At 46.4% G+C, this 19718-nt stretch carries 22 protein-coding genes and 1 riboswitch; of the genes, 7 read left to right on the forward strand and 15 right to left on the reverse strand.

Annotated elements, in window-relative coordinates; all coding sequences use genetic code 11:
- Window positions 1–5: 5 nt before the first annotated feature.
- Window positions 6–887 carry a 4Fe-4S dicluster domain-containing protein gene (locus tag HQM15_00165; protein MBF0491178.1) on the reverse strand — a complete coding sequence of 294 codons (882 nt, stop codon included), beginning with the start codon at window positions 885–887 and terminating at the stop codon, window positions 6–8.
- Between the two features lie 152 nt (window positions 888–1039).
- A complete protein-coding gene (locus HQM15_00170; GenBank protein ID MBF0491179.1) occupies window positions 1040–1747 on the reverse strand; it encodes a hypothetical protein in 708 nt (235 codons plus the stop codon).
- A 141-nt stretch (window positions 1748–1888) separates the two neighbouring features.
- Here HQM15_00170 and HQM15_00175 point away from each other — a divergent pair, with 141 nt between their 5' ends.
- Entirely contained in the window at window positions 1889–2605 is a 717-nt protein-coding gene (locus HQM15_00175) for an acyltransferase family protein (protein ID MBF0491180.1), read from the forward strand.
- A gap of 18 nt (window positions 2606–2623) precedes the next feature.
- Here HQM15_00175 and HQM15_00180 read toward each other — a convergent pair whose 3' ends face one another.
- The 11 genes from HQM15_00180 to HQM15_00230 form a co-directional block, all read right to left on the reverse strand.
- Window positions 2624–3850: a HEAT repeat domain-containing protein gene (locus HQM15_00180; GenBank protein MBF0491181.1), complete on the reverse strand. Its 1227-nt coding sequence runs from the start codon at window positions 3848–3850 to the stop codon at window positions 2624–2626.
- 19 nt (window positions 3851–3869) lie between these two features.
- A complete protein-coding gene (gene sat / locus HQM15_00185) occupies window positions 3870–5069 on the reverse strand; it encodes a sulfate adenylyltransferase (GenBank protein MBF0491182.1) in 1200 nt (399 codons plus the stop codon).
- A gap of 101 nt (window positions 5070–5170) precedes the next feature.
- Window positions 5171–6289 (reverse strand): hypothetical protein, encoded by a 1119-nt coding sequence (locus tag HQM15_00190; GenBank protein MBF0491183.1) that lies wholly within the window; start codon window positions 6287–6289, stop codon window positions 5171–5173.
- A gap of 3 nt (window positions 6290–6292) precedes the next feature.
- Window positions 6293–6685 carry a nucleotidyltransferase substrate binding protein gene (locus HQM15_00195; GenBank protein MBF0491184.1) on the reverse strand — a complete coding sequence of 131 codons (393 nt, stop codon included), beginning with the start codon at window positions 6683–6685 and terminating at the stop codon, window positions 6293–6295.
- Window positions 6649–6981 (reverse strand): nucleotidyltransferase domain-containing protein, encoded by a 333-nt coding sequence (locus HQM15_00200; protein MBF0491185.1) that lies wholly within the window; start codon window positions 6979–6981, stop codon window positions 6649–6651. The genes HQM15_00195 and HQM15_00200 overlap by 37 nt, the downstream gene beginning before the upstream one ends.
- Window positions 6978–7256, reverse strand: a complete 279-nt coding sequence (locus HQM15_00205) for a MoaD/ThiS family protein (protein ID MBF0491186.1) — start codon at window positions 7254–7256, stop codon at window positions 6978–6980. Before HQM15_00205 ends, HQM15_00200 begins: the two co-directional genes overlap by 4 nt.
- A 13-nt stretch (window positions 7257–7269) precedes the next feature.
- Complete coding sequence (locus tag HQM15_00210) at window positions 7270–7743, reverse strand: M67 family metallopeptidase (protein ID MBF0491187.1); 474 nt, start codon at window positions 7741–7743, stop codon at window positions 7270–7272.
- Window positions 7744–7870: 127 nt separating this feature from the next.
- Window positions 7871–8752 (reverse strand): cysteine synthase family protein, encoded by an 882-nt coding sequence (locus tag HQM15_00215; protein MBF0491188.1) that lies wholly within the window; start codon window positions 8750–8752, stop codon window positions 7871–7873.
- 46 nt (window positions 8753–8798) lie between these two features.
- Window positions 8799–9050, reverse strand: coding sequence for an NIL domain-containing protein (locus HQM15_00220; GenBank protein MBF0491189.1), 252 nt, complete (start codon window positions 9048–9050; stop codon window positions 8799–8801).
- Window positions 9051–9125: 75 nt separating this feature from the next.
- Complete coding sequence (locus HQM15_00225) at window positions 9126–10361, reverse strand: threonine synthase (GenBank protein MBF0491190.1); 1236 nt, start codon at window positions 10359–10361, stop codon at window positions 9126–9128.
- A 216-nt stretch (window positions 10362–10577) separates the two neighbouring features.
- A riboswitch (SAM riboswitch) is annotated at window positions 10578–10686 on the reverse strand.
- 92 nt (window positions 10687–10778) lie between these two features.
- Window positions 10779–11030 carry a hypothetical protein gene (locus tag HQM15_00230; GenBank protein ID MBF0491191.1) on the reverse strand — a complete coding sequence of 84 codons (252 nt, stop codon included), beginning with the start codon at window positions 11028–11030 and terminating at the stop codon, window positions 10779–10781.
- A gap of 88 nt (window positions 11031–11118) precedes the next feature.
- Between HQM15_00230 and cysC the strand changes: the two genes are divergently transcribed.
- Both cysC and HQM15_00240 read left to right on the forward strand, forming a co-directional pair.
- Window positions 11119–11733: an adenylyl-sulfate kinase gene (cysC, locus tag HQM15_00235; protein MBF0491192.1), complete on the forward strand. Its 615-nt coding sequence runs from the start codon at window positions 11119–11121 to the stop codon at window positions 11731–11733.
- 14 nt (window positions 11734–11747) lie between these two features.
- The gene (locus HQM15_00240; GenBank protein MBF0491193.1) at window positions 11748–12503 is read left to right on the forward strand and encodes a phosphoadenylyl-sulfate reductase; all 756 of its coding nucleotides are present in this window, start codon (window positions 11748–11750) and stop codon (window positions 12501–12503) included.
- Here the strand turns inward: HQM15_00240 and HQM15_00245 are convergent, their stop codons facing one another.
- On the reverse strand, window positions 12504–13559 hold the full coding sequence (locus HQM15_00245) for a hypothetical protein (GenBank protein MBF0491194.1): 1056 nt from the start codon (window positions 13557–13559) through the stop codon (window positions 12504–12506).
- Between the two features lie 107 nt (window positions 13560–13666).
- On the reverse strand, window positions 13667–15094 hold the full coding sequence (gene rimO / locus HQM15_00250; protein ID MBF0491195.1) for a 30S ribosomal protein S12 methylthiotransferase RimO: 1428 nt from the start codon (window positions 15092–15094) through the stop codon (window positions 13667–13669).
- Window positions 15095–15144: 50 nt separating this feature from the next.
- Between rimO and HQM15_00255 the strand changes: the two genes are divergently transcribed.
- The 4 genes from HQM15_00255 (at window position 15145) to HQM15_00270 (ending at window position 19708) form a co-directional block, all read left to right on the forward strand.
- Window positions 15145–16446, forward strand: coding sequence for a hypothetical protein (locus tag HQM15_00255; protein ID MBF0491196.1), 1302 nt, complete (start codon window positions 15145–15147; stop codon window positions 16444–16446).
- Between the two features lie 58 nt (window positions 16447–16504).
- Window positions 16505–17011 carry a response regulator transcription factor gene (locus tag HQM15_00260; protein MBF0491197.1) on the forward strand — a complete coding sequence of 169 codons (507 nt, stop codon included), beginning with the start codon at window positions 16505–16507 and terminating at the stop codon, window positions 17009–17011.
- 95 nt (window positions 17012–17106) lie between these two features.
- Window positions 17107–18741: a DUF885 domain-containing protein gene (locus HQM15_00265; protein MBF0491198.1), complete on the forward strand. Its 1635-nt coding sequence runs from the start codon at window positions 17107–17109 to the stop codon at window positions 18739–18741.
- Between the two features lie 313 nt (window positions 18742–19054).
- Window positions 19055–19708, forward strand: a complete 654-nt coding sequence (locus HQM15_00270) for a hypothetical protein (GenBank protein MBF0491199.1) — start codon at window positions 19055–19057, stop codon at window positions 19706–19708.
- Window positions 19709–19718: the final 10 nt, after the last annotated feature.

The raw sequence follows: 19718 nt of genomic DNA on the forward strand, positions 1-19718 counted from the left end.
TCTCCTCAATCAAAAAAGTAATAGAATTGGGGCCTTGTATTCAGTTCTTCCTTCAAAACATAAACTCGCTTATGCTTCAAAATCTGAGACACTTCACTGTTCGGATCACGCAAATTTCCAAACTTCCGCGCCCCGGTTGGGCAGGCCTCAAGACAGGCCGGGTATTTTCCATTACGCGTTCTATGCAAGCAGAAAGTACATTTCTCCACCACGCCCTTCATCCGGATACGATTACTCAAATAGGATTGATTCGGATTAATTTGATCGGCAGGAATACTCGGCTTGGTGAAGTTGAAGTGGCGGGCTTCGTAAGGACAAGCTGCCATACAGTAACGACAACCAATGCACCAATTGTAGTCAACCACCACGATTCCATCTGCTTCCTTCCAGGTAGCCTCCACCGGACAGGCCCTTACGCAAGGTGGATTACGACAATGCTGACATTGAACAGGGAGATAAAACTTATCTTTCCGGGGAACCTCGGGAGGGTTGTAGTAACGGTCTCCTTCTACCAAATCAAAACTACCCGCCTCCATTTCTAAAACCGTGATGTACTGGATCGCTGGATCCCGTGACTGATTGTTCTCCTTTACACAGGCCTCGACACATTTTCGATTTCCATTGCATCGGGTCAGACTTAGAAAATACGCAAATTCAACCTCTGGAATCGGAGGAGGATCCGTGATGGTCACATCCACCCCATAGGCAGCCTTCGTTTCATGCTCGATCCGTTTAAAAATTGCTTCCTTGTCCTTCGGGGTCAGCTCTTTGTAATGCTTCTGAAAAAACTCTGCGAAGGTAAAGGCCTCGGCCGGTTTTGAGCCTGCCAAAACTGCCGCTCCAGCTGCTGCGCCAGCTCCCTGGATAAAGGATCGTCGGGAAAACATTTTTCCAAAAAACCGATCTGTCAAAGCCTGAATTCTCTTCGTCGCTCTCTTCGGATTTGCGTTTTCAGAACTTTTCTCAGCGCTTGAGAAATTCTTAAAAAAACGCCCCATCCAGGCACGGAGTTTTGATCGTTCGGAATCCATCGGAGCACTCATCGAACTTCTCCTTCTTTTTGTTTCTGATCATGGAGCATCCAGGCAGGTTTCGGAGGTGGAGGCAGAGGCTTCATCGCTTCAACGTTGTAGGGACCATGGGGGTTATGACACTGGGTACAAAGATCAATCTTGCCTGCCCCATTCCACAGCCCTGTGCGGTGACCATGCATGTGAGCCTTCCAGTCATCCAGCTGAATGCCGTGACATTGTCCGCATATTCTGTAGGATTCGTTGAAGCTAACCAATTCACCCGAGTAAAGCCTGAGCTGATTGTATTGCCCTGGGTTATGGCAATTATGACACCAGTAATTTGGATCTTCCCGTACCCTTTGTTTCGGATGAATGGATGTGATGTTGAGATGCTCCTTCGTCAGCTGCCTTTTTTCCGTGTTGAAGTCTGTAGGAGCAGAATGACACTCGGAACAAGGATACATCTCTATCGAGGGAGTCCTCTTAACTACCTCGTCGAGGTCCGAAATCTTCAGCTCTGTGAGAGCCAATTCTGAGAGCTGTAATTCCGAGAGTTTTGGTCCTGAGGGCTGTGATTCTGCGGGCTTTGATTCTGGGACCTGTGATGCCGGAGCAGGAGGAGCTGACTTTTTATTCACCGACTTAGCCCCCCAGCTTTTCGACAGCGGACTAAAAATAAGAACTGAAACAAGCAGCACCCGAAAGAGTTTTCGATGACGACTCAACATGGACATCCCTTTTTTATTTTTCAGCGTTGCAGCTGAGAGACCCTGTAACTGCGGTCGCGCGAGTGACTAACATAACCTCAAACAGGATCTATGATCCGCATCATATTGCTCAGATTATTTTTTTAGGCCAATTTCAAGGCAACGAATATGAATCCAAAAAAAATAACAAAAAAAAGTATTTCCTCTTTCTATCAACTTTTGGCCCCGGTCTTTGATTTGCTGGACGGCTATTTCAGTTATGAGGTGAAGGGGCTTCAAAATATCTCTAAAAATAAAGCGGCCCTGCTCGTCATGAATCATGGAATCATTCCCTACCATGGTTTTTTACTGGCCCGGCGATTGTATCGGGACGCCCATATTGCCCAGCGCAGCCTGGGAGCGGATTTCATTTTTGAGATCCCTTGTCTTCGAGAGCTTTTCATGGCGGGGGGCGCTCTTCCTGCAAGCCCCGAAAATGCCAGGAGGCTCTTGAAGGAAGGCCATCTGGTAACCCTTGCTCCAGGCGGAATTTACGAATCTTTGGTCACCCAGCCCGGGATGAAAAGAATTCCCTGGGAGCGGCATTTCGGATTTGCCAAACTTGCCTGTGAGCTTGGGGTGCCCGTCATTCCCAGCTATGCCCGGGGAATTGATCGGGTCTATTGGAATTCCAATTTTCTTTTGAGGATGCGGATCAAGATTTTGGAAAAGACACGATTTTCCATCCCTCTCTTTTTTGGATTGGGATTATTGCCCCTTCCCACACCCATCACTCATCGGATTGGAAAAGCCCTCTTTCCTCCTTCAGGAAAAGTAACTCGAAAAAAAGTCACCCAATTTCATACCCGAGTCCTTCGAGCGATGCAGAAGTTGAGAGACCAGTAACGCCCCAACTCGCTTTTGTCACTTTCCACTCGGAAAAAAATGTTTCGGCTCTGCAGGCTCCCATCCTCCGTGATGGCCTTTTTCGTAATATTTAGCTAGGGTGTCACGGGCGAGAGGGGTTCCAATATTTTCCAAGGCCCCGGCAATCACACTCACCATGGCAGGATCATGCTGGTTCAGCACTCGTTCCATCAGGGGAATGGCCTTTTCACTCTTGAGTTGCCCCAGGCAAGAGAAGGAATACATCCGCACATAATAGCGTTTGTCCTGGCTGTATTTTAAACAAAGTTCTTCGGCCTTTGCTCCCCCCAAATCCCCCAAGGCCTCCAAAATCGAAGCGGTCTCTTTGTCGTCCGACCAGCTATTCAAGCGCGTTTCAAAAAGAGGAAGGGTATCCAGACGTCTATGCCGAGCTAAAATGGAGAGCAGAGCTGCTTGTAAATTGGGGCTAAGCTGTGAAAGCAACTTTGAATATTCGGTATAACTGAGCCCTTGTTGCGCAGCTTCCAAACGCTCCGCGCTTTGCAGACACACGGCATCCGGGCTCACGCAGACAAACTTTTTTAAAATCTGAAACTGTGTAGCCGAGGGATGGGCCGTAAAATATTTGACCAAGCTCAACTTGGCCCCCTCTGAAAAACCCTGTTTTAAAACCAGGAGGGAGAGTTTTTCCATCTCTTCTGAGTTCAAATCAAAGCCAGGCGAACGTTCAAAAAAACGCGCCAGATCTTCCTGAAGCCTTGCGGAAGCAGTTTGAAGCAAGGTCGAAAGTAAAATTTCTTTTTTCTTATTTTTTGCCTCGGATGAATCTTGATCGAGATAAGGCAAATAAGATTTGAGGAACTCCTGATAAGCCTGTTGATCAGCGCTCTGAAGCAAGACAGATCCCTGTTTAAAGGCAGGGCTATAAACAACGCCCTTTTGAATGAGGGTTTGATAGGCCGAATATTTGGGGAGATCCTTCAAAAAAATCAGGATGGGCGTGTTGGGCGAAAACACCGAAACCGATTGGGGAAAAAGCGTTTCTTCAAAGAGAAGAATCTTTCCGCCTGCAATATTTCCACGAAAAAATTGCAGGGTTTTCAATTGGACTACATTTCCCTGAGGATTTTTTTCATGAGCCGTCACAGCCTCCACTTGGGCAGAAACAATGTAGGGAGAACGCAGAAGGTCTTCAAAGCTGGGGGCTTGGGCAAAAAGAGAAAGAGGAAATAAAAAGAGGATGAGAAAAAATATTTTTTTCATGTGTCGCAAAAGCTAACACCTATTTCCTCATCGACTCAATCAAAATCCTCGCCACTTCAGGCCGTGAAAACTCAGGCGGTGGCAATTCCCCTTTGGAGAGTAGCTCTCGCACCTTGGTTCCCGAAAGCGCCACATGATTTTCTTTGTCATGAGGACAAGTCTTGGTCGAGGCCATGCCTTCGCATTTCTTGCAGTAGAAAGTATGGTCAAAAAACAGGGGAGTAATTGCCAATTCTTCTTTGTTAAAATTCTCAAAAATGAAATGCGCGTCAAAAGTGCCGTAGTAATTTCCCACACCGGCATGATCGCGACCGACGATGAAATGCGAGCAGCCATAATTTTGACGGATTAAGGCATGGAAGATTGCCTCGCGAGGCCCCGCATAGCGCATCGCTGCGGGATTAACGGCAAGTTGAGTACGGTTGGCAGGATAATAATTTTCAATGAGTTTTTCGTAGCATTTCATCCGCACCTCGGCCGGAATGTCGTCGCTCTTGGTGTCCCCCACGAGAGGATGGATGAGGAGTCCATCCACAATCTCCAAGGCACATTTGGTGAGATATTCGTGGGCGCGATGGATGGGATTACGCGTTTGAAAACCCACCACGCGCTTCCATTTCTTTTCTGCAAATAAAGCGCGAAGTTGTGCGGGATCCAAACGGTATTGTAAAAAATGATCGTATTGAACTCGGTTGAGAACAGAGACTTTCCCCGCCAAATACACTTCGCCTTGAGCATAAACCGCGGCAACACCCGGATGGGCGCCCTCTTCAGTTTTATAAACCTTTAAGGCCTCGTTTTTTTTATTGGGTTCAAATTTTTCTTGGAGATGAAGAATAGCAAGAATTTCTCCCTCTGCCGAAAAAGCCCCCTCTCCCTTGAGGGGAGAGGGTTGGGGTGAGGGTGAAAACAACGCAATATCCTTCCCAATCTCATATTTTGCCGAATCTTCTTTTTTCACCGCCAGGGTAATAGGAATGGTCCACGCCAAACCATTCAAGAGCCGCATCTTTTCCACGACATTCTCATATTCCTTTTGGCCCATGAAGCCTTCCAGAGGAGAAAGCGCCCCACAGGCAATCATATCCAGATCACTCCTTTCGCGGGAATTGAGGACGATTTTGGGAAGTGCAGAAACTTGAGTGAGGGCTTTTTCTCTTTCGCTTCCAGTCAGGATACGAGAAATTAATTTTCCACCGTGTGGGGCTATCGCTGGCATAAAAACTCCATAAATCGAGGTTTGAAAATTGACGCGAAGAGTCTAAAGCATTTTTTACGAGGAGGAGTCAAGCGCTTGGAGGATTTCCAGTGTATACCTTCCTATCCCTTCAACTTCCTCCTCAAATTCGAAATCCCCAAAGCAGCCGTTCGTCCCAAGGCGGTATGGTAAAAATTCTTCATGGCAACTTGCAGGCGGGACTTTCCGCCCACAAAATGGCGACCTTCCAGAGGGGTAAGTACCACATCAATTTGACGGATCCAGTTGGTAGAGAGTTTTTTGGCACTTACTTTTTCGTAGAGGTAGGCATAGAGAGAAACAATTTCTTTGAGCTCCAAATTCCAACGCGCAGCAAGTTCGCTGTTCTCTTGAGGGGGAAAATAAGTAAGTAAGGGGAGCACACCCAAATCGGTAAGCACGTCTATGCCTTTTTGGGTAGAGGCATAGGGTTCCAGGCCGATTACCAAATGCGAGGTCACTGCACCACCGGGAAACACCTTCACCGCATATTCCAGGGCCTCAAGGTATCTTTTTTGACGAATTCTTTTTTCTTTTTCGGGGTAGGTTTTGGCAAAGAGTTCGGGATCAAACACGTCCAGGTCGTAATACACCATATCGGTACCCGCCGCATAAGTACGGTCTATCCAGGAATTTTTAGCCGGCGGCATAACGTCTGCTGAAATCAGCAAATTGAAGCGTTCACGAATTTTTTTAATAAGGGGTTCCAGCGTCTTCATTCCCCCATCTTCGGAAGTGGAAAAACCGGAAGAAATATGAATCATCTCGGCAGTGGCATGCTCCATCACCTTTTCCAGAGCTTCCAGGAAATCCTCATCCGTGTAAGGCGTTCCTTCCGGAACCGCCTTGCTGCCGCAATATTTACAATCAAAACCGGATTTTGCAAAACGGCAAGGCCCCCGCGGAGCCGCTACCAGAAAGGCCCCGTGGGAGTGAAGGATGTCATGGATGAGATGCCCCGACTGGACGCGCTCATCAAAGACGGGAGGACGCATCAATAATTTGACTTTGAGGGATTGATCTCGAAATTTCAGCTCAAACTCATTATTTGTTTCGACAACCTGATAAGAAGATTTTTCTTTTTGTGAAACCGTCACCCAGGTATTTTCAGGAAGGATGAGAATAATATCGTCATCCCAACCGGGCAAAGGTTGTATGCCTTGGGCAAAGAGATCAAGTTTGAGGAGGCCGATGTTGAGCATGGGTTAGGGTTCTATTTTTTGAATCAGAATACTTAATGAATGGACAAATTTTTTCGCCGTCTCATACACCTCATCCGCCACCATCACATTATAGGTGTGCGCTGTATTATTTCGATAAGAAAGATACTCAAACCATTGCTCTAATTCGGTTTCATCAATCCAACCCACTTGAACGGAATCTCTAAACACTTGTTTAGGGCTAGGAGACAAGACTGCTTCCAACTCCAAGGCACGCTTTAAAATCTTCCAAGTCAATTCTAAACAATACTCAAAACGTTTGATCACTGAATCACGAACAAAAGAAGAGTAAGGTTGAGCTAAGGCTTCCTCTAAAGTGCATAAAGCTTGCTTCAACTGACTTAATCGAAGAGCGAATTGTTCTTCTTTTTCTTCCATATCTGTACTTCCTTAAGAGCATAGGCTTTAAAATTCTCATCCACTTTTGAAAAATCGACCAAATCAATTTTTTGGGCGATGGGAAAGGCCTCTAATTGTTCACGCAAATTTGAAATTTCCAAATTGGACAAAATTTCCTCAGTAAAAAATCCAATATCATAATCGGAGAATTTTTTTACCGAGTCGGCATGAGCCCGTGAACCAAACAAAAAAATATCGGCATCTTTCTCTTTAAAGAAATTGAGAATCTGCTTTTTGAGAAACTCTTTTACTTCAGAAAAAGACTGCCAATTCACTTTCCACCCGCAATGGCAGGCACAATTGACAACTCATCGCCCGCTTTAAGAGGAGTAGCATCACTTTGCAGAAAGCGGATGTCTTCTTCATTCACATAAAAATTGACGAAGCGACGGAGACTTCCTTTTTCGTCGCAGAGACGATTATAAATTCCGGGATAGGCTTTCTCCAGGTTTTGGAGGGCTTCTTTGACGGTGCCTGCCTGTATTTGAACTTCACCCTGGTTTTGGGTGAGCTTTTGTAGGGGAGTGGGGATGCGTACTTTGACTGACATGGTTTTCTCCTTCTTAAAGAGTGCGTAAACGAAATTTTTTCTCGCTATAATCCTTCTTCTCATCCTCCCAACTAAACAAGCTAGCCGCGACCGCCTTGCCTTCGCGGACGGAAACTACCACCCAATGTAAATTGGGATTATTAGGTTCGCCCCAAGGACCTGCCATCAATTTGTCTTCTTCAGAAAAATATACCTCATGATCAGGGTGCGAATGGTAGATGACTTTAAACTCAAAGTCTTTGTCCGCAGCTTCTCTTTCGACAATGCTCACATCCTTAGGATCCATGTAGTAAGCATTTTTGCTGGTGCGCGAATACTTTTCAGGATCCTGGGCATGCAGTTCATCCTGAATATTTTTAATGGGAAAAAGCCCAATGGCATTGTGATGTTCTTTAGGGCCAATGAGAATCCCGCAGGCCTCACTGGGATAGGCCTTTTCGGTTTGAAGACAGATTTGTTTTAAAACGTATTCGGAAATAAAGGGCATAGATATAGATAGCTTCTTTACTTCCCCCTCTTAAGCTAAGAGGGGGTTAGGGGGCGTTATGACCAATTGAATGCGATTGAACCATAACCCCTCCTACCTCCCCTTAGCTTAAGGGGAGGAAAGGTCATTACAAATACCTCTCCCCTGAATCACAAAAAATCGTCACAATCACTCCTTCTTTTATTTGTTTTGCAATCTGATAGGCCCCCAGCAAATTGGCTCCTGCCGAGTGTCCCACCAGCATCCCTTCTTTTTTCGCCAGCGCTTCGCATAAGTCCCAAGCAGGTTCAGTGGCGATGGACAGTTTTTGGTCGTGCTCTGCTTCTTTGTATATTCCCGGCACAATCGAAGTAGGCATATGCTTCAAACCTTCCAAGCCATGGAGTGCATCTTCGGGTTCTACCGCAATCACTTGAATCTTTGGATTGTAGGCCTTGAGCCGACGACCCGTTCCCATCAAGGTGCCACTGGTTCCTATCCCTGCCACAAAATGAGTGACACGACCTTGCGTTTGATTCCAGATTTCTAGCCCTGTCGTATCGTAATGCGCCTGAGGATTAAAGGGGTTGTTGTATTGATCGGGACAAAAATATTTATCCGGATTTTCTTTTTTTAATTTCTGCGCCAGGCGAATGGCCCCATCCGAGCCTTCCATCTCTGACGAAAAAGTCAGCTTGGCCCCGTAACTGAGGGCCACGGCTTTTCGCCGCGGGCTTACATTTCCAGGAACCACCAACTCCACCGGATAACCCAAGGCTGCACCAATCATCGCCAAGGCAATCCCGGTGTTTCCACTGGTGGGATCCATAATGATTTTCCCTGGTCTGAGTTGGCCAGATTTTATTCCTTCCATCACCATACGCGCCGCAGGCCTGTCTTTGATGGAACCTCCGGGATTATAAAACTCCAGCTTCGCGTAAATTTCCACTTTGGGAAGTTCTTTTTCAAAGAATCGTACACGGTAGAGGGGGGTGTTGCCGATTAAGTCTAACATACCAACTTTGTTCATAATATTTTAAACTTCGTTGCAGAAATTCTCTTTATGCAATGAAGCACTATCCCGCCATCACATCCATATCTACAGGCTCAACACCTACTCCACGCGATTCAAAATATTTAATCGCTTCTTCAATTCTTTCAGCTGTCCCTTCTAATTCCAGACCAATCAAACCAATTTCTTGCGTGACGGATGCCGTGCGAACATTGAAGCGAACTTTATATTTATCGTACATGTCGCAGATGACGGCCTCAGTGGTTTTTGCTTTCGGGAAAGTAAGATAGATTTTTTTCTTAATATTGTTGGACATAAATATTTGATGGTTCGACAGGCTCACCATGTCCCCACGTGGGACACCCTGAGGCTCTCGAAGGGTCAACTCCGTTTATTTCTTCATCTGTCCCACCACTGCATCAAAATCGGCCAGCTTGGCATTAATCACGGTAGGGGCACCTACAAAATCGGCCACCGCTTCCTGGGTCTTCAAACCATTTCCAGTCACACACACCACTACCGATTCGTCTTTGGGAATTTTGCCTTGCTCAATCAATTTCTTGGCGGCCCCCAGGGTAACACCGCCCGCAGTCTCAGTAAAAATCCCAGTGGTTTCTGCTAGCAGTTTGATGGCTTCCACAATTTCGGGATCACTCACATCTTCGGCCCAGCCCCCCGTTTCTTTCATTGAACCCATGGCGTAAAACCCATCGGCAGGGTTACCAATGGCCAGAGACTTCGCAATGGTGTTGGGTTTCACGGGTTTGAACAATTCCCAATCATTTTTGAGTGCGGTCGAAATGGGTGAACAACCCGTGGCCTGCCCCCCAAACACCTTACAGTTTGGCGCTTCAATCAAGCCCATCTTATGAAACTCTTTCATGGCCTTGTGGATTTTGGTGAGCAGAGAACCCGAGGCCATCGGCACCACCACATTTTGGGGGGCCTTCCAACCCAATTGTTCCATGGTTTCGTAAAACAAACTCTTGGAACCTTCGGCATAAAAAGGACGGATATTAATATTCACAAAGGCCCATTTGTATTTCGCGGCAATCTCGCTGCACAGACGATTCACTTCATCGTAGGTGCCGCGGATACCGACCACATTTCCGCCAAACACCAGGGTTCCCAAAATCTTGCCAGCTTCCAGATCGTGGGGAATAAACACGTAGCTTTTAAGCCCTGCCCCGGCGGCATTGGCGGCGACCGAATTGGCGAGATTCCCCGTGGAAGCGCAGGCAACGGTTTCAAATCCAAATTCCTTGGCCTTGGACAAAGCCACCGAAACGACGCGATCTTTGAAAGAAAGCGTAGGATAAGAAACCGCGTCATTTTTTATATAAAGTTCTTTCACACCCAATATCTTAGCCAGGCGATCGGCTTTTACGAGAGGTGTAAAACCGACATCACGACCCACCGTGGGCTCGCCATCAATCGGAAGCAGCTCGCGATAACGCCACATGTTTTTGGCGCGACTTTCAATTTTTTTGCGAGAGATATCTTTTTTGATTTCCTCGTAGTTGTAGTCCACTTCGAGCGGACCAAAACAGTATTCACACACATGCGTGGGAGTGACGGGATAAAGCTGGCCGCATTCGCGACATTTTAGGCCTTTGACGTAGGACATTATTAAACACCTTCAGTTCATACTCCCCCTCTTAGGCTAAGAGGGGGTCAGGGGGCGTTATGGCAATTGGATTCAAAGTGACCATAAACCCTCCTAACCCCCTTCTTAGCTTCAAGAGAAGGGAAAATTAATTCATTCCCCCATTTTCACGAAAAAAAACCCCTTCTTGGGTGATCTGTTCCAGAATCATTCAAGAAGAGGTTTTATACCGCTCTCTCCTTATCTACCCCGATTCTTCGGGATGGAATTAGCACCCGTCGAATTTTCAAATTCCGGGTTGCTGCAGGATCATCGGGCCATTTCCCTCACCTGCTCTGGATAAGACGCTCAAGTCTTTCACGTGTATTCGATGCGCGAAGCACTTGTCAAGAGGGCACTTTTGAGTTTTAAGGATTTATGGATGGTAAAGATGAGTTCTTAAGCCCTGTGAGACAAGGCCTTGGAGAGACGCTGAGAAAAATTCTGGATGACATCTACTTTGGATTTTATTTGTTGCACCAAATCTCCCTCGCTGGGACCGGACTTCTTCTGCACCTGGGACAAAAAACGCAACACAATCTCTCGATCCGACAGGTTGTAACCCGCCTCGAGAAACCTGTTTTTAATCAGATTGAGAGGTTCTTGGCGCTGCATGGCCCATTTATCGCCATAAAATCGATAATTTTGCACCCATTTTTTTAAGCACCCTTGATCATTCTTAAAAAACTGTTATAGGCGCTATACTTATTCGCTCATCTTTAACATTAAGGAGTTTTCGATGTCTTCGTTTTCAGAACCCAAAGCAAAAAATCTCACCTGGCACCCAGGCAAACTCAGCAGTGGTCAACGAATTGAAAAACTTGGACAGAAAGGCGCTGTCCTTTGGTTGACGGGCCTTTCCGCCTCTGGAAAATCCACTGTCGCTCGCGAAGTGGAGCTGGCCCTGGTCGAAAACAGTAAAAATGCCTATGTGCTGGATGGAGACAATATTCGTCAGGGATTAAACTCAAATTTGGGATTTTCTCCCGAAGACCGCAAGGAAAACATCCGTCGAATTGGCGAAGTGGCCAAGCTTTTTTCCGAGGCCAATGTCATTACCCTTACCGCCTTCATTTCCCCTTATCAGGCCGACCGAGACCTGGCCCGAAAACTGGTGCCTGCCGGACAATTTTTTGAAATTTATTGCGCAGCCAGTGTGGAAGAATGTGAAGACCGCGACCCCAAAGGCCTGTATAAAAAGGCTAGAGCCGGAGAGATTAAAGAATTTACTGGAGTCTCTGCCCCTTACGAAGCCCCCGAAAAACCTGAATTGATTTTATACACCGGCAAGGAAACTCTGGAAGAAAGTACCAAAAAAGTGCTGGCTTTGCTGCAGGAGAAGGGGATTATTTAATCGATTGAAAAAAAATGGACATCACTCCACAACTCCTCACCACCCTCGAAAAAATCTCCGATCCCAAAGATCTACTGAAGGAGATCTTCAGCCGCTTTGGAAATCGAGCCGCCATCGGAACCAGCGGACAGCTCACCGGATCGGTCCTGATTGACATGGCCTGCCAGACTGGGCTCAAACCTCGCATCTTCACCCTCGATACCCTCCGGCTTTTTCCGGAGACCTACGAACTTTTTTCCGAGGTCGAAAAAAAATACGGGATTCAAATCGAAAAAGTCCACCCCGATCCCACAAAACTATCAGAAATGATTCGTGAGCATGGGGAGTATCTCTTTTTTGACAGTAAAGAAAAACAGGAACTCTGCTGTAACATCCGCAAAGTGGAACCCAACGAAAAAATGCTAGAGACCTTGGACGTATGGATTACCGGTTTAAGAGCCGATCAATCCAGAGCCCGAGCGAGCACCGCAAAATTTGAAATTCAATCGCGTGGAGAAAACAAGCCTCCCCTTCTGAAAGTGGCCCCTTTGGTAGATTGGACGGAGAAGCAACTCCGCAACTATGCCACGCAACATCAAGTGCCCGTTCATCCATTACTCAACTGGAATCACGAAGGCTGGTATTACGAATCGTTAGGCTGCATTTTATGCACCACCCCCATCGGACCCAACGAAGCCCGCCGTGCAGGGCGTTGGCGCTGGTTTAATGCGCTGGATCCAAATGCAAACAAGGAATGTGGTCTGCATGGGCTGAAAAAAATCGGGAGATGATCATTGCCCTTTTTGATGGGCATTGAGAAAACTCCAGGTATCACAAGCAAAAGCAGAGGGAAGGGAATGCCCCTCAGGACTGCCACCACTACCACTTCGAATGTTTTCTGAAACCGTATATCCCGCTGCCGTTAACGCCGTAGACAAACTGCAGGAATAGTAAGGAGAAACAATGTCATCTTGGGCCCCATGGGCGATGTAGGCCGCAGGCTTGCGAGAGCTGGGAGGCGTGGCGGGTTGATCGGCAGAAGTACAAGCCGCATTGCACTGAGCCCAGGTCATGGATCCACCCGGAGTGGAAGTAGACAGAGCAGAGCAACTGGTCCCCGAACCGGTAAAGGTGCAAGATCCACGGTTGGCACAGGGAATGTTTCCGCCCGAATTCTCCGCAAAAGAAGCAACATTGGAATTGGTAAAGGCCACGAGCTCCGCAAAAAAGGCTCCATTCGAATGGCCCAACACATGGATACGATTTGCATCGATATTGTAAGTAGAGCGGGCATAAGTGATGATAGAGTCCACCAGCTGCAAATCGGCATTGGTAGAAGTATTATCCGTCAGATCCCAACCAGGTCCATCGCCATCGTAGTGATCAAAATTGGCCATCCCAATAGAATCTCGTGCATTGGGCGCTGCCAACACTATGCCTTGAGCCTGCGCCAATAAATCTGCAGAAGATTCACAAATGACATTCGCTCCGGTAGAACCCGTGCCATGCATTAAAATCAAAAGCGCCGGGCTAGTGCCACGATTGGAAGGAGCATAAAAGGTAACCGTACGACCAGAAAAATGGGTGGTATCGGTGGTTGCACCCGCAATAACAGAAGTGTCTCCCGAACTTGTACAAAGGCTACTCACACTGGTACAGCTAGCAGCACTCCCTCCGGTATTTCCCCCAGTATTTCCCCCAGTATTTCCTCCCGTATTTCCCCCTGTATTGGTATTGCCTCCTCCTGGAGCTGCTGTATCCGTAGTCGAATTGGAACCGGAACCTCCACAGGCTGCAAGGCTAAACGACAAGATCAGAGCAAGAATGTATCTTTTGAAGTAAAACATGGCCACCCCCCCCCACTGTAAAAGTTAAAAAAGGACACAGGGGTAATTATGCCATAGATATGAAATGTGAAAAGCAGAAAAGTATTTTTTTTAGGGCGCCTCTACGGTTACTCCCCCACCAAATCGTATTCCGCCGCTTCTACAATTTTCACCTCGCAAAAGTCCCCCACTCTCATTCCTTGAGAAGCTTTCACGTAGGTGATGCCATCAATTTCAGGGGCTTGAATACCAAGACGGGCCTCGAGGTAGCCTGGTTTTTCTTCGCTGATGCACTCCAGCAGGGCAGGCAAGGCTTTACCAACCAGTCTTTTATTTTTTTTGAGCGAGATCCCTTGCTGCAAACTCATCAAGCGGTGAAATCGTTCATCTTTTTCTTCTGGGGCGATTTGACCCGGCAAGGCTGCGGCCAGAGTATCTTCTTCTGGAGAATATCTAAAAACACCCACATGATGAAATTCGTACTCTTTCACAAACTGATACAGCTCGTCAAATTCCGCCTTGGTCTCCCCGGGATAACCCACGATAAATGTGGTACGGATGGCAATCTCCGGTATAGCCTTTTTTAATTTTCCTAAAATTTGACGTACATATCGGGCAGGAGAACCTCGCTTCATGGAACGCATGACGCGGGCATTGATATGCTGCAAAGGCATGTCGACATATTTCACCAGATGCCCCGAATTGCGTAGGACAGCAACCAAGCCGTCCGTAAACTCCAACGGGTACATGTAAAGCGGTCGAATCCAGAAATCGCCTTTGATCTGATCAAGCTCTTTCAACAGCCCAGTGAGATTTGTTCCGTCCCGAAGATCTTTTCCATATTCGTTTAAGTCCTGGGCAATGAGATTAAATTCCCTCACCCCTTTACCAAGCCCCTGCTGTACTTCGCGAACGATGGAGGCAATGCGCCTGCTTTTCAAATCCCCGCGAATGTGGGGAATAATGCAAAAAGAACAGCGGTGAGAACAACCTTCGGAAATTTTCACATAACTAAAGTGCCCCGGCGTAGAAAGCACCCGTGGCAAATCCGGATCAGGCAAGATTTGGCGGCGGGTGGTGAAGGAGCTGAGATCGGAAGGGGTTTTGGATTCGGGGTGTTGGTTGATGAACAGGCGATCCCCCTCTCCCTGATGACCCTCCCCCTCCCTCAGTATCCTCCCAATCCGATCAAACTCCCCCAAACCCACAAAGGCGTCTATTTCCGGCAGCTCTGCCTCCAACTGCCTTGCATAACGCTGAGTCAGACAACCTGTCGCCACAAGCACCTTGCAGCGCGCCGTTTTCTTAAGCTCGGCCATCTCTAAAATTTTATTAATCGATTCGGTTTTGGAATCTTCCACAAAACCGCAGGTATTCACAATCACCACATCGGCTTCTTGGGGATTGGCCGAAAAGGAAAAGCCCTCTTGCTTCAGAAAGCCCAGCATCATTTCGGCATCCACCAAATTCTTGGGGCAACCAAGGGAGATAAGGGAGATGATTTTTGAATTTTTTTCAGTCATCTTGATCTTTCGGATTCTGAAATTGGTGGACATAATAGATGGAATCTGAATGCAATAAGGCCGGGCTATAGCGAAAGATACTTATGACGCAAGTTTATTTGTTCAGTAGGCAAAGGTCTTTGAGCGGCCAGGCGCCTATACAGGTGGCAGGTGGCCTTCCGGAGACAAACACACAACTTCGAGTGGTAGACAACGACGGAAATCAGATTTTTGACGAGAGGGATTCCTATTTTTTTCAGGGAAGTCAGGGAGGGGGGTGGTCTCTCAGTGCCGAGCAGGGCCTGAGATTACTCAATGTTTTTACGGATCCTAGAAATCTTTTCAATCATCATGAAACTTTAAAAATTGCTCACCAAGGCTTTAGCCCCGCTTCTTCTGAGCGATGGGCGAGGCTCAATAGCTTCAGTCAGATACGAGACTTAAATCCCTACGAAAGAGATTTGGGGTTCTTCAGAAGAGAGGCTTATTTTTGGTCTCCCTCCGGCGCGGTGAATTATCGTTTCCTGAGCGGAGAACAAAGCTTTGGTCCACAAGAAAATTTGGCCTTTAGTGGGCTTGTTTCGGGATTATCCGGTATATGGAATGCTCTAAACGCAAACATGATTACACATCGACTTCTCGTTCGAACCACTCTTTTTGTGGGAATTTTTATGTTGGGTTCACGGGCCATCCATCCGCTTTTCATGTGGCAGATGTATATGAGTAATTACCTGAACATGAATATAGGGAGTATGCATGAGGGATCTGTCTTGAGGGAACAGCTTAGGATTCTCGAACACCAAAATCCTCAATCGAGCAATCGGGCAGAACGCGTGCGTGGCAATATTCAAATGGGATTGGCCCGTTCTAGCCTGGCCGAAGATCATGCCTATTGGGGAATCACCTGGCCTTTTGCGTTGTTTGTGGGTGGTTTTGCAGATTCCAATTTTAGAAAGATCTGGCCTGCCCCCTGGAGAATGCCCAGACTCGGACCTATAAAAGAATATTTTTCCATCCAGTCAAGTTCAAGTCTGGCCTATATCCGTCGCGGGCCTTCCCAATTTCTGCTTGCGGGACTTGCCGCTTATGGTCTGTACGAATTGGCCTTAAATTGGAATGCATTTTTCGGAGGGGCCCCCGAAAGCAGTTCAACGGGGAAGCTGATGGCGATTCCGACCGCTTTGCCCATCGTCCTATTTATTTTAGATTTGATGGAACGCGGCAGGCCCTTGCCTTGGGGAGTTTCTAACTGGATCCAGCTACACAGTTATTCGGCTGGAAAAATTGGTTTAGGGATTGGTGTTGCCTTGGCTGCAACGTCTATTTTGGGGTATGCCACCGGTTATTTTGATGAACGACATTCTCCTGTTTCTCGTTTTCGAGAGTTTTTTTCTCACAACTCGTAGTTTTTTATTGAGATTAGGGACCAATATTTTCTAGGCTCTAGTTAACAGAGGGGGGGCTATGAAAATTCAAAGCTGGATGAATAATGTTTCAAAACCTGTCATTCACTTTTTTGGAATTGCTGACCCTGTTTTGTTTAAAAAATTACAGCAACAATTAGAATCGATGGAGCAGCAGTTGCAGATAAAACCACCGCTTGAGAGGGTTCCATCCCCTAAAAAAAAATTTCCTCTTTTCGGTTATTTTAATTCGGATCCTGCCACTTTTTCAATACTGAAACAGTCTCTGAAAGATCGTTTTTCACTAAAAACCTTTTCCAATTGGGAAAATGTGGTGAGGCATTTGTCAAAAAAACCCATGCCTTATTTTTTGGTTGATTTGTCTTCCATCGGAAGTCAGGGTTTAAAGGCCCTTAAATTGCTCCGTCAGAAAAGCCCGAGGACAAAAATAATGGCTCTTTCTAGTTATTTGAGCGCTGGATTGGCGCATATCATGCCTAAGCCCCTTATATTTGAAGAAATTTTACAAAAACCCCTCAATGAAGAGCAGTTGAATAAACTGAGATGAAGTAAAAGATACAGACTTCCCCCTGAAGATACTTTATGCTAGGGACGACTTCACGCTGAATCCATATTCATCCAAAATGCTAACTCGGAATAAAAATGAAAAATCCTATTTTGATGCAATTAAAGGCCTATCAAGAAAGGTTTTTAAAAATATACGCAGGGTACTATCCCGTCACTGCCACCTCTCTTGGAGTTTATGAATACAACTCTAATTTCAGAGATTTCAGCGGAGGCGCGCTTAAGAATTATTTGGCCGAACTGAAGGGGCTTGAAAAAGAACTCAATGATTTTAAAAACGATAAAGAGTTGTCCTTAGACGAATCGATGGATGCAGAACTTTTGGCACGAAAGATCAAACTGGAACGCAAAGAGCTTCTTGAATTCGTTTATTTTGAACGTGATCCCAGCTTGTATGTGAGTGAGGCCTTGTACGGTCTCTGGTACTTATGGATGCGTCCCTTAGATGAAGGAGATCGCATTCAATCCCTTACCGATCGTATTGGCAAAATCCCTGCCTTGTTTGCACAGGCCAAAGAATTTTTAAAGGAACCCGCCAAGGTTTGGGTAGATTTGGCCCTGGATGAAATCAGTGGCCTGGAAAATTTTTTAGCGGAAACCTTGAAGAACCTCTCCCGTGTCAGTCCTGCCAAGGCAAAGTTGCAAGAGTTGGGAGAGGAAGCAGCCAAAGAAATTAAAAGTTTCAAAAAATTTCTTACTCTCAAGTTTGCCAAGGCCAAAGGCGATTATGCGATTGGTAAAAAAAGTTTTGAAGAATTGCTAAAGCTTTATCATGGTTATTCTGAAAGTATTGCGGATATCGAAAAAATGGGTCAAAAAGCCCTAAAAGAAACCCAAAAAGAGATTACAGAGCTTTCGAAAAAAGTGAGTGGCAATGTCGCCTGGAAATCTTTTGTGGGCAAGCTGAAGAAAAAGCATCCTGCCTATGTCGATTTGTTGCGCACTTATGAAGCCGAGGTGGAAAAACTGAAAGGCTTTCTGGTGCAAAATAAAATCGTCACCATTCCCAAATATGAATCTCTACGGGTGATGGATACACCGCTTTTCTCAAGGGCCACGGTTCCTATCGCGGCTTATATTGATCCTCCCTTATTTTCAAAAGATCGCACAGGAACTTTTTTTGTCACTCCTCCCAAAAGCGCCAAAGACAGTGAGGCCTTGCAGGAGCACTGCTACGCGTCACTCTTAATTACCGCCTTGCACGAGGCCTATCCGGGACACCATTTGCAATTTGTCTATCAGGCCAATTTGAAAAGTCCTATCCGCAAACTCTTCAATTGTTCCAGCTATTACGAGGGTTGGGCCCTTTACTGCGAAGAAATGCTGGGCGAGCAGGGTTATTACAACGATGAAGTGAAAATTTTTCAGCTGAAAGATAAAATCTGGCGTGCCTGCCGCATTCTGGTGGATATCGGCCTGCATACCAAAAAGATGAGCATCGACGAAGCAGCCCGTTTTATTGCCAAGGAGACCCAGATGAGCCTGGAGTCCGCCAAGGCCGATGTGCGCTGGTACACGCAGCGTCCCACCGTGCCACAATCGTATCTCAGCGGGATGCTGAAAATAAAAAGCCTGCGCGAAAAAGCCCAAAAGAAATGGGAGAAAAAATACAGTCTCAAGAAGTTTCACGATTGGTTTTTAAAATTCGGTGCCATTCCCCTGGGTATGATTGAAGAGGCTTTGATGCAGGGTGGGGGAGAGACGGAGGAGTGAGTTTTCTAAAAAAGTATTTGAGCAAAGTTCCCTCTCCCTTGAGGCATAGGTATCTACACATCTCAGCAAACTATTGGTTTTATTGACTCTGCTGTTCCTCCCCTTAAGCTAAGGGGAGGTTAGGAGGGGTTATGGAAGATCTTGCTGAACTCAAAAATACTGTAATTTGCACGGTTTTCCATAACTCCCCCAACCCCCTCTTAGCTTAAGAGGGGGCAATACCAAAAGATGTGTAGATACCTATGCCCTTGAGGGGAGGGGAAAACCGCGTGATTACAATGTTTATACTTCGTTAATGAGGCGTCAAATTTATATGAGAAAAATTATTTACCAAATTTCGATTTTAGTCTTTTTTTCTTCTTCTCTCTACGCGAAATCCAATCTGCAGGCTGGTTTCCAAGGTCAAGCTCCCCTCAATCAAAACATTTACTTAGTCGTCAAAGGTGTTTTTGCCAGCCAGTCTCAGGCCGCGGAAACCAAAAAATTTATTCAACAGCTTCTTGTGCGCACCCCGGCGGATGGGATCATCGCATCGGACGACCTCAAGGATTTTCCTAAAGGCAAGTGGGTGGTCGCTTCGGCTTTTGATGATGAAAAAAAGGCAAAGTGGTGGCTGAGTTTTTCGGACCGCAATGCGAAACTTCCCCGCCCTTACGTGAAGAAAACCCAGATTTCACAAAATGCCCAGGCCCTTCCTTATTTCCCGGAAGCCGAGCGTCTGGGAGAAAAACGCTTTGCCTCCGAGCAAGAGATCTTGAATCAGATCGAGGCCTTTTCAGATGTGAGGAGTCTTAAAAAAGAGGCCAAAATCAAGTACCAGTTTACCAAATATCCTCGCAGTGAAGACATGCGCTATGAAGTGGAAATCCTGAAAGAGAAAAACGGAAGATTTATTTCCTACGATTTTGTAAAAGTGGATGCGGAAAATCCAAAACGCTATAGTCGATTTTTAGAAAAATTAAAATAGAGAGCTCCTA

The sequence above is a fragment of the Deltaproteobacteria bacterium genome (genome assembly GCA_015233135.1).
Lineage (GTDB): Bacteria > UBA10199 > UBA10199 > JADFYH01 > JADFYH01 > JADFYH01.

Bases quoted from the DNA above. Each gene is read 5' to 3' on its own strand.
- HQM15_00260 (MBF0491197.1), top strand. From the start codon at position 16,505: ATGAAAATTCAAAGCTGGATGAATAATGTTTCAAAACCTGTCATTCAC.
- HQM15_00190 (MBF0491183.1), bottom strand. From the start codon at position 6,289: ATGCTCAACATCGGCCTCCTCAAACTTGATCTCTTTGCCCAAGGCATA.
- HQM15_00265 (MBF0491198.1), top strand. From the start codon at position 17,107: ATGAAAAATCCTATTTTGATGCAATTAAAGGCCTATCAAGAAAGGTTT.
- HQM15_00210 (MBF0491187.1), bottom strand. From the start codon at position 7,743: ATGCCCTTTATTTCCGAATACGTTTTAAAACAAATCTGTCTTCAAACC.
- HQM15_00165 (MBF0491178.1), bottom strand. From the start codon at position 887: ATGTTTTCCCGACGATCCTTTATCCAGGGAGCTGGCGCAGCAGCTGGA.
- sat (MBF0491182.1), bottom strand. From the start codon at position 5,069: ATGCCAGCGATAGCCCCACACGGTGGAAAATTAATTTCTCGTATCCTG.
- HQM15_00220 (MBF0491189.1), bottom strand. From the start codon at position 9,050: ATGTCCAACAATATTAAGAAAAAAATCTATCTTACTTTCCCGAAAGCA.
- HQM15_00225 (MBF0491190.1), bottom strand. From the start codon at position 10,361: ATGTCCTACGTCAAAGGCCTAAAATGTCGCGAATGCGGCCAGCTTTAT.
- HQM15_00205 (MBF0491186.1), bottom strand. From the start codon at position 7,256: ATGTCAGTCAAAGTACGCATCCCCACTCCCCTACAAAAGCTCACCCAA.
- HQM15_00175 (MBF0491180.1), top strand. From the start codon at position 1,889: ATGAATCCAAAAAAAATAACAAAAAAAAGTATTTCCTCTTTCTATCAA.
- HQM15_00245 (MBF0491194.1), bottom strand. From the start codon at position 13,559: ATGTTTTACTTCAAAAGATACATTCTTGCTCTGATCTTGTCGTTTAGC.
- HQM15_00240 (MBF0491193.1), top strand. From the start codon at position 11,748: ATGGACATCACTCCACAACTCCTCACCACCCTCGAAAAAATCTCCGAT.
- HQM15_00180 (MBF0491181.1), bottom strand. From the start codon at position 3,850: ATGAAAAAAATATTTTTTCTCATCCTCTTTTTATTTCCTCTTTCTCTT.
- HQM15_00170 (MBF0491179.1), bottom strand. From the start codon at position 1,747: ATGTCCATGTTGAGTCGTCATCGAAAACTCTTTCGGGTGCTGCTTGTT.
- HQM15_00215 (MBF0491188.1), bottom strand. From the start codon at position 8,752: ATGAACAAAGTTGGTATGTTAGACTTAATCGGCAACACCCCCCTCTAC.
- HQM15_00255 (MBF0491196.1), top strand. From the start codon at position 15,145: ATGACGCAAGTTTATTTGTTCAGTAGGCAAAGGTCTTTGAGCGGCCAG.
- rimO (MBF0491195.1), bottom strand. From the start codon at position 15,094: ATGTCCACCAATTTCAGAATCCGAAAGATCAAGATGACTGAAAAAAAT.
- cysC (MBF0491192.1), top strand. From the start codon at position 11,119: ATGTCTTCGTTTTCAGAACCCAAAGCAAAAAATCTCACCTGGCACCCA.
- HQM15_00270 (MBF0491199.1), top strand. From the start codon at position 19,055: ATGAGAAAAATTATTTACCAAATTTCGATTTTAGTCTTTTTTTCTTCT.
- HQM15_00195 (MBF0491184.1), bottom strand. From the start codon at position 6,685: ATGGAAGAAAAAGAAGAACAATTCGCTCTTCGATTAAGTCAGTTGAAG.